This window comes from Burkholderia ubonensis (genome assembly GCF_902833085.1).
GTDB lineage: Bacteria > Pseudomonadota > Gammaproteobacteria > Burkholderiales > Burkholderiaceae > Burkholderia > Burkholderia ubonensis.
Map to the genome: position 1 here is coordinate 17,992 of NZ_CADFEB010000015.1, position 13,085 is coordinate 31,076.

The window sequence follows — 13,085 nt, forward strand, 5'->3', positions numbered from 1 at the left end:
TTTTCAAACTGCAAGGTCGAGGATCGGATGAATCGGATTTTTCGTGGATTGACGTTGACGGCGGCACTGGCCGGGGTGGCAGCACTCGCCGCATGCGAAACCAGCGCAGGCAGCGTGCAGGCATCCGCCGCACGGCCGGCGGATGGCCGGCCGGTCGCGAAAACCGTCTACGTCGCGCCGCAGACCAGGCGCTGCGTGGGCGTTGCGCCGATGGAGTGCCTGCAGGTGCGCGACCGGCCCGACGGCGAATGGAGCCTGTGGTACGCGGGCATCGAAGGATTCGACTTCAAGCCGGGCTTCCGTTACGAACTCGAGATCGACGAATACAAGGTCGCGCAGCCGCCGGCCGACCGCTCGTCGATCCGCTGGGTGCTGAAGCGCGTCGTGTCGCGCACGCCGGCGAGCGAGTGACGCGAGCGTGCGGCTATCCGCCGAACGCGGCGACGATCTCGTCGATCGTCACGCGGATGCGCGCGGTGTGCCGCAGGTCCTGATGCGTGACGAGCCAGATTTCGTACTGCGCATCGTTCGAGCGATCGGGCCAGACGCGCACGAGGCCGTCGCGCTCGCCCATCGGCACCGGTATCTCGCAGAGGCCGAGCCCGGCCTTCAACGCCGCGCGCAGCGTCAGGTTCGTGTTGAGCTGCGCGACGATGCGGCCGTCCGCCAGTGGTTCCCCGACGAACGACGGCACGCGCGCCTTCGCGAAATGCGGCTGGTAGACGACCAGGTCGTGCCCGGCGAACCGCTCGCCCGGCACCGGTTCGCCGTGGCGCCGCACATAGTCGGGTGACGCGAACAGCCCGACTTCCCAGCTCGCGAGCCGGCGCGCGAGCAGGTCCGGATTGCGCGGCTTGACGGTCCGGATCGCGATGTCGGCTTCGCGCTTCGCGAGATTGAGAACCTGCGTCGTCGTGTCGAGCAGCACCGACACGTCCGGATGCTTCGCATGCAGGCGCTCGATCGCCGGCATCACGTATTCCTGCGCGAGCGCGTCCGTGGTCGACAGCTTCACCTCGCCGGCCAGGCGCTTGTCGACGCCTTGCGTGTGGCGCACGAGATCGTGCGCGGACTGTTCCATCGCCTCGGCCGCGCGGATCGCGATCCGGCCGACCGGCGTCAATTCATAGCCGTTCGACGTGCGCAGGAACAGCGTCGCGCCGAGCGCATGCTCGAGCGCGGCAAGCCGGCGGCCGACCGTCGCCTGGTCGATATCGAGCGCGCGCGCCGCGGCGCGCAAGGTCCGTTCCCGATGGAGCGCGACGAAAATGCGCGCGTCGTCCCAGTTCATGATGCCTCCGGCGTGATGCAAATTTGCATCATACGATCGGCAATTCGCTGCGTGTCAAGCGCGCGGCGCGTCACTACACTTTTTCTCGACCGATGCGGCGATTCGGCATGCGGATCGAATCCGCCGCATATCCGGACTCTTGCGGACTCTTGAAAAGGTGAAGTCATGTCGAACGTAACGCAAACCCTTCCCGCGGCGATGACCGCGATCGAGATCACGCGGCCGGGGGCTCCCGACGTGCTGGCGCCCGTACAGCGGCCGGTGCCCGCGCCGGCCGCCGATGAGGTGCTGATCCGCGTGCATGCGGCCGGCGTGAACGGCCCCGACCTGCTGCAGCGCAAGGGGCTGTACGATCCGCCTCCGGGCGCGTCGGACATTCCGGGCCTGGAAATCGCGGGCGAGATCGTCGCCGTCGGGCGCGACGTGACCCGGTTCGCGATCGGCGAGCGCGTCTGCGCGTTGATCACGGGCGGCGGCTATGCGGAGTACGCGGTGGCGCACGAAAGCAACGCGCTGGCGATTCCCGACGGCCTGTCGATGGTCGAAGCGGCCGCGCTGCCCGAGACCTTCCTGACGGTGTGGCTGAACCTGTTCCAGCGCGGCCGGTTCGCGGCGGGCGACAGCGTGCTGATTCACGGCGGCGCGTCCGGCATCGGCACCACGGCGACGATGCTCGCGAAGGCGTTCGGCGCGTCGACGATCATCACGACGGTCAGCTCCGACGTGCAGCGCGATGCGAGCCGCGCGCTCGGCGCCGACGTCGTGGTCGATTACCGGAACGAGGATTTCGTCGACGCGGTGATGCGCGCGACGCACGGGCGCGGTGTCGACGTGGTCGTCGACATCGTCGCCGGCGATTACGTCGCGCGGAATTACGCGGCGGCCGCGATGAACGGCCGCATCGTGCAGATCGGCGTGATCAAGGGGCCGGCGCAGGCGCTCGACCTGTTCCCGATGCTGACGAAGCGCCTCACGCACCTCGGCTCGACGCTGCGTTCACGCACGCCGGCGGAAAAGGCGGCGCTGATCGAGGATCTCGAGCGGGCGGTCTGGCCGCACATCCGTCGCGGCACGGTGAAGCCGCTGATCGATCGGACCTTCGACCTCGACGATGCGCGCGCCGCTCATGCACTGATGGAGGCGAGCGCGCACATCGGCAAGGTCGTGCTGACGACGGCGGCGGCGCGCGCCGCGTGAACGGCCGCGCCGCCCGCGTGTGCGTTCAGCAGTGGCCGAGCGGCGCGGCGGAGCGCGCGACGTCGGCGATCCGCACGCAGCGGGACATGCCGTAAATTTCGGCCTCGCGGCGTTCGCGCTCGCTGCTGGCGACCGCCGCCGCACATTCCCGCGGCACGCCGAGCGCCTGCAGTGCGACGTCGTACGGATGCTGGCTCGCTTCCATGGACGGCTGGCCGGCATCCGCGACGACGACCGAGAAGCGGTCGAGGCTCGCCGTGCCGAACTGCCCTTCGAACAGCGCGCTGAACCGCGCCGCCGGCAAGGTCGTCACGAGGCCCAGGCGATAGCCTTCCGCCGAAGCATGATCGATCCACTGCAGGATGGTCTCGCGCTGCTGCTGCGATTCGCGCGAGTCGGGGGTCGCTTCGATCTGTTCAAACGCTGCGTCGAGTCGGGTGACGATAGCTTCGATGACCACGGGTGTTTCCTCTTCAGAGACGTGATGGTCCGCTCGCTGACGGGAATGCCACGACCTTATCGTCGAACCGGAATACAGCACCAATTAATCTTTTTGTTCGACTCATAAGGTTCGGCTGATATCTCAATTTTGCGATTCCGCGTGCAATTTTGCATCCTGACGCATTGCCGGCACGGCTCGCAACGATGCGCGGCATTGCTTCATTCGACGTGCGCGACGTGCACAGGAAAAGTGCGCCGATTCGCACGGAACCGGTGCACTTCTTCCGGCTGCCGTCGATTCAATGCAGCTTGATCGACGGCTGGTTGCGACGCTGCAGCCAATGGCCGAACGCCTGGAGCAATGCGCGCGTCACGCCGTGCACGCTGAACAGGTGCTTGCGATACAGAAACCGGTACAGCCCGGTCGCGGCGAGACCATCGACGATCAGTGAGCGCGAGCGCATGCCGAGCTCCGCCTGATAGACCGCGCCGGCGTGGCCGAGCGATACGACGGTGCCGGCGTCGCGGAACGTGAAGCCGGCTACCGGCTTGCCGGACAGCCGCCGCGCGAACGCCTGGCTCAGGTACACGGCCTGCTGGTGCGCGACCTGCGCGCGCGGCGGCAGGAAGCCGTGCGCGCCGGCGGACGGGCAGGCCGCGCAATCGCCGAACGCGAACACGTGCGGATCGTCCGGCGTCTGCAGCGTGTCGGTCACGATCACCTGGTTCGCATTGTTGAGCGCAAGGTCGCCAATCGTGCGCAGCATTGCGGGGCCGGCCACGCCGGCGGCCCAGATCGTGATGTCGCTCGCGAGCCGCTCGCCGGTCGCGGTCACGATCGCGTCCGCGCCGACTTCCGCCACGCGCGTGTTCGTCAGCACGTCGACGTGCAGCGCGACGAGCTGCGCGTGCATGCGTGCGGAGAGGCGTTCGTCGAGCACCGGCAGCACGCGCGGGCCGCCTTCGATCAGCCGGATGCGGACGTCGCTTTCCGGGCTCAGCGCCTTGAAGCGATAGGCCGCGAGCTGATCGATCGCGTGCGTGAGCGCGGCGGCGAGCTCCACGCCGGTCGCGCCCGCGCCGATCACGTTGATGCACACGGGCGGCGCGCGCCGGTCCGGCTGCCGTTCCGCCAGATGGTTGGCCTTCGCGCACGCGGCGAGGAACTTTCGGCGAAAATCCTCGGCCTGCTCGACGTTTTCGAGCGGAAGCGCATGGCGGGACGCGCCCGGCACGTTGAAGAAGTTCGTCACGCTGCCGACCGCGAGCACCAGGTCGTCGTAGTGCACGTCGCGCGGCGGCAGGATCTCCGAGCCGTCGCCGTCGAGCACGGCGCCGATCGTCGCGACGCGCCGCACCCGGTCCACGCGCTGCAGCTCGCCCTGCACGAATTGAAAGCCGTGCCGCTTCGCTTGCGCCGCGTATTCGATCGTGTGGCTCGCCGGATCGCGATGCCCGGAGGCCGCTTCATGCAGCAGCGGCTTCCAGAAATGCGTCGGAGAACGATCGACGAGCACGACGTCCGCCAGGCCGCGCTGCCCGACGGCGTCGCCGAGGCGCGTCGCCAGTTGCAGGCCGCCGGCGCCGCCGCCGACGATCACGATGCGCGGAACGCGCGTCGCGCGATCCGTTGCTGGGGGGAAGAGGGGCGTGGCCATGAGAGGCTCCTCGTTGTTGTCGATACGGGTGACAGATTTCGAGATACGAAGATATAGTTCGACATCCGCTCAGACAATTTAATGTTTATCGCCGACCCATATGTATTCACTTATAGGAAAGACCGCGACGTTCCGGCAGCTGAAGGCGCTGGACATGATCGCGCGGCTGGGCAGCGTGTCCCGCGCCGCGCAGGAGCTGAACCTGACGCAGCCGGCCGTGTCGCTGCAGATCCGGCTGCTGGAGGAGGCGGTCGGCGCGTCGGTGCTGCAGCGGGTGGGGCGCGGCGTGCAGCTGACCGCGGCGGGCGAGATCGTCGCGCGCTATGCGCGCGAGATCCTGCATCTGTGGAGCGAGGCGGGCGACGAGGTGGCGGCGCTGACCGGCGAGCTCGGCGGCACGCTGCGGATCGGCGCGATCACGACGGCCGAGTACCTGATCCCGCCGCTGCTCGTCAAGTTCACGGCGACACGCCCGCACGTGAAGACGTATTTCAAGGTCGGCAACCGCGACGACATCATCCGCATGCTCGCCACGCATGAAATCGATCTCGCGGTGATGGGGAGCCCGCCGAAGGAGCTGCGCACCCACGCCGTCGAGTTCGCGAAGCATCCGATGGTGTTCGTCGCGGCGCCGGGCCATCCGCTGATGCAGCGCAAGCGCGTGTCGCTGAAGGATCTCGAATCGGCGCACCTGCTGGTGCGCGAGCGCGGCGCCGGCACCCGCACGACCGTGGAGAGCCTGTTCAAGTCGTCAGGGTTCAAGTTTCATGTGGGCTCCGAACTGTCGAGCAACGAGGCGATCAAGCAGATGGCCGAGGCCGGGCTCGGCGTCGCGTTCCTGTCGCTGCATGCGTGCGCGCTCGAATTGCGCACGGGGCTGTTGGGCCAGCTGCCGTATCCCGGCAACCCGATCGAGCGCGAATGGGTCGTGGTGACGCTGGCCGACCGGCGGATCTCGCAGGTGACCGGGCTGTTCCGCGATTTCCTGATCAAGCAGGGCGCGCCCGTCATCGACGGCGCGACGGTGGCGCCGCACGAGCGGCGCCGCAAGTAAGGGGCGCAGCGCCGCTCATCGGTTTTTCCGATGACTGAGATCGCCGCGACGACACTACTCGCGCGCACGGCCGCCGGCTACCGTGACGATCCCGTTACTGCCGAGGCCACACATGTCCAAGCTGAACCTGAAACTGTTGGGTCCGTGCCTGCTCGCGATCGCGATCGACGCGATGGGCTTCGGGCTCGTGTACCCGATCATGGCGGCGATCTTTTCCGATCCCCGCTCGGGCGTGATCGGCGCCGATACGCCGGCGCACCTGCGCAACTTTTACCTGGGTCTCGGATACGGCGTGTATCCGTTCTTCATGTTCTTCGGCTCGTCGCTGATGGGCGAGCTGTCCGACGGCTACGGCCGCCGCCGGATCATGCTGCTGTGCGTGTTCGGCCTTGCGCTCGGCTACCTGCTGATGGCGCTCGGCGCGCTGCTGCCGAGCATCGCGCTGCTGCTGGCCGGGCGCGGCCTCACGGGCCTGATGGCCGGCTGCCAGGGCATCGCGCAGGCCGCGATCGCGGATCTCAGCACGCCGGAGAACAAGGCGTACAACATGAGCATCATGTCCGTCGCGTTCAGCGCGGGCGTGATCGTCGGCCCCGTGCTCGGCGGCCTGACATCGGACCGCACGATCGCGCCGTTCTTCAACTACGGCACGCCGTTCCTGCTGGTCGCCGCGCTCAGCGTCGCCTGCGGGCTGTGGACGGCGCGCTGCTATCGCGACGCCGTCGCGCCGGCCGGCGCAGCACGCGTCGATCTGCTGCTGCCCGTGCGGATCATCTGCGAGGCCGGCGCGCATGGCCGCGTCGCGTGCCTGTCGGTCGTGTTCTTCCTGATGCAGGTCGGCTACGGCCTGTATCTGCAGACCATCATGCTCGCGCTGCAGACGCGCTTCCAGTACACGAGCGCGCAGCTCGGCCTGTTCAGCGGCCTGATCGGCATCTGCTTCGTGTTCGGGCTGGTGGTCGTCGTCCGGCTGATGCTGAAGGTGTGGGGCGTCGTCGAGATCGCGAGGACGGGGCTGCTCGTCGCCGGCGCCGGCCAGCTGCTGTCGGCGCTGTTCCCGCATGAAGGCGCGCTGTGGGTGCTCGGGATGGTGGTCGGCTGCTTCGACATGGTCGCCTATACGACGATGTACACCGCGTACTCGGACGCCGTCGCCGAGGACCGGCAGGGCTGGGCGCTCGGCGTCGCCGGCTCGGTGATGGCGATCGCGTGGGTCGTGACGGGCTTCCTCACGAACCTGCTGCCCGTGCTGGGCGAGCTCGGCCTGCTGGCGGCCGGCGGCCTGAGCTTCGTGCTGAGCTTCGCGGTGATGACGGCGTATGGCCGGCGCTGGGCCGCGCCGGCGGTGCGGGTCGGCGCGCAGCGCGTATAGTGCGCGGACACGGCGCATGCCGTGCGGGTCCGTTCATTACCATTCCGGGGAACCTATGGATTTGCTGTCCGCGATGCGCATCTTCGTACGGGTGGTCGAGCGCGGCAACCTGTCGCGCGCCGCGCGGGATCTCGGCCTCGGCCAGCCCGCCGTCAGCGATCGCATCGAGCGGCTCGAACGGCATCTCGGGGTCCGGCTGCTCCTGCGCAGCACGCGCGCGGTGTCGTGCACGGACGAGGGCGCGCTGTTCTACCAGAAGAGCAAGGTCGTCCTCGACGCGGCGGACGAAGCGCAGGCCGCGGTGACGCCCGGCGACGACGCCGTGCGCGGACGCATCCGGATCGCCGCGCCGCACGGGATCGGCGAGGTCGTGCTGCCCGGCGTGATGGCGGCGATTCGCGAACGGCATCCGAAGCTGCTGATCGATCTCGTGCTGAACGACGCCGTCACCGACCCGGTGACCGAGGGCGTGGACATCTCGCTGCGGCTCGGCGCGCTCGGGAACGGCAACTTCGTCGCGCGCCGGCTCGGCCACGTGCGCCGCGTGCTGGTCGCGGCGCGCGCGTATGTGGATGCGCACGGCCGGCCGCAGCAGCCGGCCGATCTCGCCGCGCATCCGTTCATCCGCGTGGCGGGACTGTTTGCCGACGGTCAGCTGCGGCTGGCGCGCGCATCGGAGGCGCCGCGGCCGACGCCGATCGATATCGTCGTCAGCACGAGCCATTGGCGGCCCGCATACGAGATGCTGGTCGGCGGTGCGGGCATCGGCGTGCTGCAGGAACCCGTCTGCGGTGATGCCCTGGCGAGCGGCCGGCTCGTCGAGCTGCTGCCCGGCCATACGGTGCCGGGCTTCGAGCTGCATGCGCTGTATCCGGCCGCGCGGCCGGCGCCGGCGAAAACGCAGGCCGTGATGAAGATCCTGGAGGCGCAGCTGCGTCCGGCGTTCGCGACGGACGCGGCGCGGTTGCGCGAAGCATGAGCGCGCGCCGCGTCACGCCCCCGCAGGGTTCCACCGGCGATACCGCTGCGTCAGCCTGCGCGTGCGGAGCTGGTCGAGCACGAGGCTCAGGACCGCCGAGTAACGACGCGGCGGATGCCGTCCGGCGCCGATCGCGCGCAGGCTGCGCTTGACGAGCGCCATCGTGGCCAGGCCGGCGGCGCCCTTGTCGCGCCAATCGACCTGCACGACGGGCGCGTCGATCGCCTGACCGTCGCGCCAGCGCTTCGGCAGGTCCGGGACGGACGCCAGCGCGGTCGCCATGCCGACCACCGCGACGCCTTGCTCGAGCACCGCTTCCGCCACGGGCTGCCGGCGAATCCCGCCGGTCGTCATCACCGGCATCCGGGCGATCGCGGCGATGTCGCGCGCGAACGTCAGGAAATAGGCTTCGCGCGCGAGCGTGCGGCCGTCCGCGGTGCGGCCCTGCATCGCCGGGCTTTCATAGCTGCCGCCGGACAGTTCGACGAGATCGACGGGCAATGCGTTGAGCTGCAGCACGATCTGCTTCGCGTCGTCCTCGGAAAACCCGCCGCGCTGGAAGTCCGCGGAATTGAGCTTGACCGCGACGCTGAACGCCGCGCCGACCCGCGCGCGCACCGCGCGCACGACCGACATCAGCAGCCGCGCGCGGTTTTCCGGCGAGCCGCCCCAGTCGTCCTGGCGCCGGTTGGTCAGCGGCGACAGGAACTGCGAGATCAGGTAGCCGTGCGCCGCATGGATCTGCACGCCGTCGAATCCGGCCGCCTCGGCCGCCGCCGCGGTGTCGGCAAAGCGCTCGATCACCTCGTGGATCTCGGCTTCGGTCATCTCGCGGGGCGTCGCGATCAGCTTGCTGTGCCGGCCGAGGTCGACCGGCACGGCGGACGGAGCCCAGCCGTCGCGGCCCATCGCCGCCAGCACCTGCCGCCCGGGGTGGTTGATCTGCATCCACACGCGCGCGCCGTGCCGGCGCGCGGCGGCTGCCCACGCGCGGAACGGCTCGAGCGGCGTGTTGCGTTCCAGCACGACGCCGCCCGGGCCGGTCAGCGCGCGCGCGTCGATCATCACGTTGCCGGTGATCAGCAGGCCTGCGCCGCCGGCGCCCCAAGCGGCATACAGGCGTCGCAGCGCTTCGCCGGGCAACTGGCCCGGGTCGGCCATGTTTTCCTCCATCGCGGCCTTCGCGATGCGGTTGGGCAGGGTGGCGCCGTTGGGCAGCGTCAGCGGGGCAAAGAGCGGTGTCGTCATCGGAAGACCTGTTCGATAGGCTTGATGCGCCTATACTAAGTTTCAAGCCAACTTGAAGGTCAAGAGCGCTATGAAGATCGGGGAATTGGCCGCACGGACCGGCATGACGACGTCCGCCATCCGCTTCTACGAGCAGAGCGGCCTGTTGCCGCCGGCCGGCCGCGGCGCGAACGGCTACCGGATCTACGACGAGGCCGCGGCGGAGCGGCTGCGGCAGATCCAGCTCGCGCAGCGGCTCGGTTTCTCGCTCGATGAAATGCGCGGCGTCGCCGAGGACATGGACGCGTTCGCGAAGGAGGGCCTGCTCGCGCGCATCGACGAGCGGTTGCGCGAGATCGACGCGCTGCGCGTCAAGCTGGACTCGCAGCGCGGGGAGTTGCAGCAGATCCGCGACACGCTTCAGGCCGAATGGGAGGCGGGGCGGTGCCTCAAGGTGGACGCGCTGCAGGCGCAAGCGCCGGCGGCGGCCGCGACGGGCCGGCGCGCCCGGCGGGTCGCCCCTGCGCAGGATTTCGGCGGGCGCAGGAAAGCGGCCGGCAATCCGTAGCGCGCCGCGCCCGGGCCGCGCGGCGTGAGCGGCCTGTTGCGACGCGCAAGTGAGCGATCGCTTCGGGCGAGCGAGCCGCGCGATGATGGTCGACGCGGCCCCTCTGTGCGTTCGGTTTGCGGCGGCGCGGGTCAGTCGTTCCGGTCGATCGCGTCGACGGCGCTTGCCAGCACCGCGCGCGCCTTGTCGCGCCGCCGCCGCGCGAGCCGCTCCGCGCCCGTCTGCCGTTCGTGCTCGCCGGCGATGAATGCCTGGATGTCGGGGAGCCTGCGGATCGTGCCGCGCGAGCCCCACTGGCCGTCCGGCATCTCCTTCGGAAAGACCCATACGCGCGGCGCGACATCCTCGTGCGTGCCGCCTTCGGCGCGCACGACGGCCGCGGTGATCTCCCTGACGAGCGTTTCCCGCGCGGCATCCGTGTATTGCCCCTCCGGCACCGTCGGCACGATCCGGTAGCGCGGCCGCGTCGACGGCACGCCGCCCACGTATGTCGCGGCGGGGCGGTGCAGAAACAGCACGGATACGCTTTGCGCGTTCGCGTTGTCCGGCTCGAAGCCTTCGGCCCGCAGCAGGATGTCGGTCATCTCCTTGAGCAGGCGCGCCTCGGCTTCGGGCGTCAGCGCGTCCTGCGGAATCAGTGCGTCGATCATCGGCATGTCGATCGTCCTTCGTCGGTGGTTGGGACGGGACCATCATCGCGCTTGCGCCACGTTGCGGCGAGTGGCAGGATCGCCATTGTTCAAGGAAATTCAGACAGCATGGCCATCGTCCGCATCTGGGTCTACGACGGGATCCTGGCGTCCGGCGTCGCCGGCCCGATCGACGTGTTCAACGCCGCGAACAGCCTGGGCGCGAGCACGTCGTCGCCGAAACTCGTCTGGCGCGTCGAGTCGCTCGACGGCCAGCCCGTGCGCGCCGCCTCCGGGCAGGCCATCGCGGTGGACGGGCGCATCGACGCCCGCAAGCGCGCCGACGCGATCCTCGTGACCGCGCCGTTCGTCGCCGACATGGACACGTTCCTCGCCCGCGACGACCGGGTGCGCGCGCTGTCGTCCGCGCTGCGCCGTCAGCATCAGGCCGGCGCGTTGCTCGCGTCGTATTGCACGGGCAGTTATCTGCTGGCCGAGGCCGGGCTGCTCGACGGCCGGATCGCGACGACTCACTGGGCGAGGGCGACGGATTTCCTGCGGCGCTACCCGAAGGTCGAACTGCGCGCGCATGAAGTCCTGACGGAGCAGGCCGGCATCGTGTGCAGCGGCGCGGTGACGTCCTATCTCAACCTGGCGCTGCGCGTCGTCGAACGGCTCGCCGATGCGCGGCTGGCGGCGCGCGTCGCGAAGCTGTTGCTGATCGACGTCAATCGCGCGTCGCAAGCGTCGTACGCGACGCTGCTCGACGACCACGGGCATACCGACCCGCTCGTCGCGCGCGCCCAGCGCCGGATGGAGGCGACGCTGCGGCAACGGTTCCGGCTGGCCGACCTCGCCGCCGAGCTGGCCGTGAGCGAGCGCACGCTCAACCGGCGTTTCCGGCAGGCGGTGGGCGATGCGCCGCTGGGGTATCTGCAGACGTTGCGCGTCGAGGTCGCCAAGCGCTTGCTGGAGGCGGGCAACGTCAGCCTCGACGCGATCGGCGAGCAGGTCGGCTATGGCGACCTGAGCACGTTCCGGCAGCTGTTCAAGCGCAAGACGGGGCTGTCGCCGCGCGAGTACCAGCGCCGGTTCGCGCAATCGCTGGAGCCCGATGTGGAGGACGATTCCGTCGATCGTCCGGCGGGACGGTAACGAACTTCAACCGATCCCGAAGTCGTCGTTGCTGTCCGGAATCGAATTCAGCAACGATTCGAACCATCGCCAGCCGACGATGCCGAGCGCGAATGCGCCGGCTGCGGCGAATGCCGAGCGGACGGCACGGGAACGGGAACCGTTGCGCGGTTCCTTCCGCAATGATGCGGGCGACAGCGGGCCGGCGAACGCCGTTCGCCGCGAGCAGCAGGATTGCATGGCGGTCTCCGGAAGGATCGAATGCCCCGATCGTAGCGAGCCGATCGCGAGCCCGCGCGCATGCAAGGATCGGCGCGAACAGAAACGGATGATCGTTTTCGCGTCGACGCCCGCATTCGACGCGGCGCGGCCGACGGCAAGCGCGCCGGCCGAAACGGCGTCACAATGCGCATTCGATTCGCGACTTGAGGTGAGGATGCGATGAGCAATGCGATTCCGGCCGCGCACCCGGACCACAACGTGCCGGTCATCCTGCGTTCCAGCGCCGAACGCGGCTGGCAAGGCTTCGGCGCGGCGCTGCTGGGCATCCGCGCGGGCACCCACCGGATTCCGGCGGCCGACTACCACCGGGTCGGCGTGCACGTCGGCGCGCCCGTGCGCGCGCACTGCGTGTGCGACGGGAGCCGGTCCGCGCGCATCCAGGCGCACGGCGACGCCGACGTGATCCCGGCCGGGCTGCCCGGCCAGTGGACCGACGACGGCGACTGCCGGATCCTGCGCATTTCGATCAGCGACGCGTTCGCGCGCGCGACCTTCGACCAGCTCGAACTCAAGCCGTCGCAGGCGCAGATCCGCCGGCGCATGCAGGTGCGCGACCCGCGCCTGCAGCACATCGCGTGGGCGCTGGCCGCCGAGCTGGAAGCGGACGACGCATCGGACCCGCTCTACGCGGAAAGCCTGTGCACGGCGCTGGTCGCGCGGCTCGTCGACGCCGCGCCGGCGTTTCGCGGCAGGCGGCGCGCGCTCGCGCCGAAGGCTGCCGCGCGCGTGATCGACTACATCGAGGGCAACCTCGAGCGGCGGCTGACGCTGACCGAACTCGCCGCGCTGGCGGCGATCAGCGTGCCGCATTTCAAGGTGCTGTTTCGCGAGACGCTCGGCATGCCCGTGCATCAGTACGTCGTGCAGCGCCGCGTCGAGCGCGCGAAGGCGCTGCTGCTCGAAGGCCGGCTCAGCATCAGCCAGATCGCGCTCGAAGCGGGATTCGCGCACCAGAGCCACATGGCGAACTGGATGAACCGCCTGCTCGGCGCGACGCCGCGCGAGATCGCCCGCTCGGCGGCGGCGCAGGCCGTGACGCGCGCCGCCGGCAGCGTCCGGGACGATCAGCCCGCGCCGCACTGAATCCGCGTACGGGTCGCTGTCCGGCGCGTTGCCCTGCCGTCGGTCCGGGCCTCGAAACCGGCCGAGGGCATCGTCCGCGAGCCCCAGCGATGCCAGCCGGGCACCGGCAGGATCGAGCCGAGACTGCCGCCGAATTGATGGAAGGACGGGGCGAGGCCGATCGCCGTCGA

The 13,085-nt window shown here is 69.6% G+C and carries 14 protein-coding genes; 9 read left to right on the forward strand and 5 right to left on the reverse strand.

What is annotated here, in order from left to right; translation table 11 throughout:
* The first annotated feature begins 27 nt into the window (after positions 1-27).
* Positions 28-411: a DUF4377 domain-containing protein gene (locus HWX31_RS33550; protein ID WP_174965500.1), complete on the forward strand. Its 384-nt coding sequence runs from the start codon at positions 28-30 to the stop codon at positions 409-411.
* A gap of 13 nt (positions 412-424) precedes the next feature.
* Here HWX31_RS33550 and HWX31_RS33555 read toward each other — a convergent pair whose 3' ends face one another.
* Entirely contained in the window at positions 425-1,291 is an 867-nt protein-coding gene (locus tag HWX31_RS33555; protein ID WP_174965501.1) for a LysR family transcriptional regulator, read from the reverse strand.
* A 165-nt stretch (positions 1,292-1,456) separates the two neighbouring features.
* Here HWX31_RS33555 and HWX31_RS33560 point away from each other — a divergent pair, with 165 nt between their 5' ends.
* The gene (locus tag HWX31_RS33560; protein WP_232427384.1) at positions 1,457-2,488 is read left to right on the forward strand and encodes an NAD(P)H-quinone oxidoreductase; all 1,032 of its coding nucleotides are present in this window, start codon (positions 1,457-1,459) and stop codon (positions 2,486-2,488) included.
* Between the two features lie 25 nt (positions 2,489-2,513).
* On the opposite strand, the gene HWX31_RS33565 is transcribed toward HWX31_RS33560, so the two are convergent.
* Complete coding sequence (locus HWX31_RS33565) at positions 2,514-2,948, reverse strand: phosphatase (RefSeq protein WP_174965520.1); 435 nt, start codon at positions 2,946-2,948, stop codon at positions 2,514-2,516.
* A 280-nt stretch (positions 2,949-3,228) separates the two neighbouring features.
* Complete coding sequence (locus HWX31_RS33570; protein ID WP_174965502.1) at positions 3,229-4,587, reverse strand: NAD(P)/FAD-dependent oxidoreductase; 1,359 nt, start codon at positions 4,585-4,587, stop codon at positions 3,229-3,231.
* A gap of 100 nt (positions 4,588-4,687) precedes the next feature.
* Here HWX31_RS33570 and HWX31_RS33575 point away from each other — a divergent pair, with 100 nt between their 5' ends.
* The 3 genes from HWX31_RS33575 (at position 4,688) to HWX31_RS33585 (ending at position 7,992) form a co-directional block, all read left to right on the forward strand.
* Complete coding sequence (locus tag HWX31_RS33575) at positions 4,688-5,641, forward strand: LysR family transcriptional regulator (RefSeq protein ID WP_010099380.1); 954 nt, start codon at positions 4,688-4,690, stop codon at positions 5,639-5,641.
* A gap of 112 nt (positions 5,642-5,753) precedes the next feature.
* Positions 5,754-7,013, forward strand: a complete 1,260-nt coding sequence (locus tag HWX31_RS33580; RefSeq protein WP_059711843.1) for an MFS transporter — start codon at positions 5,754-5,756, stop codon at positions 7,011-7,013.
* 55 nt (positions 7,014-7,068) lie between these two features.
* Complete coding sequence (locus HWX31_RS33585) at positions 7,069-7,992, forward strand: LysR family transcriptional regulator (RefSeq protein ID WP_174965503.1); 924 nt, start codon at positions 7,069-7,071, stop codon at positions 7,990-7,992.
* Positions 7,993-8,004: 12 nt separating this feature from the next.
* Here HWX31_RS33585 and HWX31_RS33590 read toward each other — a convergent pair whose 3' ends face one another.
* Positions 8,005-9,240, reverse strand: coding sequence for an NADH:flavin oxidoreductase/NADH oxidase family protein (locus HWX31_RS33590; RefSeq protein WP_174965504.1), 1,236 nt, complete (start codon positions 9,238-9,240; stop codon positions 8,005-8,007).
* Positions 9,241-9,310: 70 nt separating this feature from the next.
* Between HWX31_RS33590 and HWX31_RS33595 the strand changes: the two genes are divergently transcribed.
* Entirely contained in the window at positions 9,311-9,787 is a 477-nt protein-coding gene (locus HWX31_RS33595; protein WP_174965505.1) for a MerR family transcriptional regulator, read from the forward strand.
* Between the two features lie 131 nt (positions 9,788-9,918).
* Here the strand turns inward: HWX31_RS33595 and HWX31_RS33600 are convergent, their stop codons facing one another.
* On the reverse strand, positions 9,919-10,443 hold the full coding sequence (locus HWX31_RS33600) for a tautomerase family protein (RefSeq protein ID WP_174965506.1): 525 nt from the start codon (positions 10,441-10,443) through the stop codon (positions 9,919-9,921).
* 102 nt (positions 10,444-10,545) lie between these two features.
* On the opposite strand from HWX31_RS33600, the gene HWX31_RS33605 reads away from it, so the two are divergent.
* From HWX31_RS33605 to HWX31_RS33615, 3 genes are read left to right on the forward strand one after another with little or no spacing between them, the layout of a single operon-like run.
* Positions 10,546-11,571: a GlxA family transcriptional regulator gene (locus tag HWX31_RS33605; RefSeq protein WP_174965507.1), complete on the forward strand. Its 1,026-nt coding sequence runs from the start codon at positions 10,546-10,548 to the stop codon at positions 11,569-11,571.
* 28 nt (positions 11,572-11,599) lie between these two features.
* Positions 11,600-11,995, forward strand: a complete 396-nt coding sequence (locus HWX31_RS33610; protein ID WP_174965508.1) for a hypothetical protein — start codon at positions 11,600-11,602, stop codon at positions 11,993-11,995.
* On the forward strand, positions 11,992-12,915 hold the full coding sequence (locus HWX31_RS33615; RefSeq protein WP_174965509.1) for an AraC family transcriptional regulator: 924 nt from the start codon (positions 11,992-11,994) through the stop codon (positions 12,913-12,915). The genes HWX31_RS33610 and HWX31_RS33615 overlap by 4 nt, the downstream gene beginning before the upstream one ends.
* Positions 12,916-13,085 lie beyond the last annotated feature (170 nt).

What these genes read in the sequence shown, in the direction of transcription:
- HWX31_RS33595 (WP_174965505.1), top strand. Translation starts at nt 9,311, where the DNA reads ATGAAGATCGGGGAATTGGCCGCACGGACCGGCATGACGACGTCCGCC.
- HWX31_RS33555 (WP_174965501.1), bottom strand. Translation starts at nt 1,291, where the DNA reads ATGAACTGGGACGACGCGCGCATTTTCGTCGCGCTCCATCGGGAACGG.
- HWX31_RS33585 (WP_174965503.1), top strand. Translation starts at nt 7,069, where the DNA reads ATGGATTTGCTGTCCGCGATGCGCATCTTCGTACGGGTGGTCGAGCGC.
- HWX31_RS33605 (WP_174965507.1), top strand. Translation starts at nt 10,546, where the DNA reads ATGGCCATCGTCCGCATCTGGGTCTACGACGGGATCCTGGCGTCCGGC.
- HWX31_RS33615 (WP_174965509.1), top strand. Translation starts at nt 11,992, where the DNA reads ATGAGCAATGCGATTCCGGCCGCGCACCCGGACCACAACGTGCCGGTC.
- HWX31_RS33560 (WP_232427384.1), top strand. Translation starts at nt 1,457, where the DNA reads ATGTCGAACGTAACGCAAACCCTTCCCGCGGCGATGACCGCGATCGAG.
- HWX31_RS33550 (WP_174965500.1), top strand. Translation starts at nt 28, where the DNA reads ATGAATCGGATTTTTCGTGGATTGACGTTGACGGCGGCACTGGCCGGG.
- HWX31_RS33570 (WP_174965502.1), bottom strand. Translation starts at nt 4,587, where the DNA reads ATGGCCACGCCCCTCTTCCCCCCAGCAACGGATCGCGCGACGCGCGTT.
- HWX31_RS33600 (WP_174965506.1), bottom strand. Translation starts at nt 10,443, where the DNA reads ATGCCGATGATCGACGCACTGATTCCGCAGGACGCGCTGACGCCCGAA.
- HWX31_RS33590 (WP_174965504.1), bottom strand. Translation starts at nt 9,240, where the DNA reads ATGACGACACCGCTCTTTGCCCCGCTGACGCTGCCCAACGGCGCCACC.
- HWX31_RS33580 (WP_059711843.1), top strand. Translation starts at nt 5,754, where the DNA reads ATGTCCAAGCTGAACCTGAAACTGTTGGGTCCGTGCCTGCTCGCGATC.
- HWX31_RS33575 (WP_010099380.1), top strand. Translation starts at nt 4,688, where the DNA reads ATGTATTCACTTATAGGAAAGACCGCGACGTTCCGGCAGCTGAAGGCG.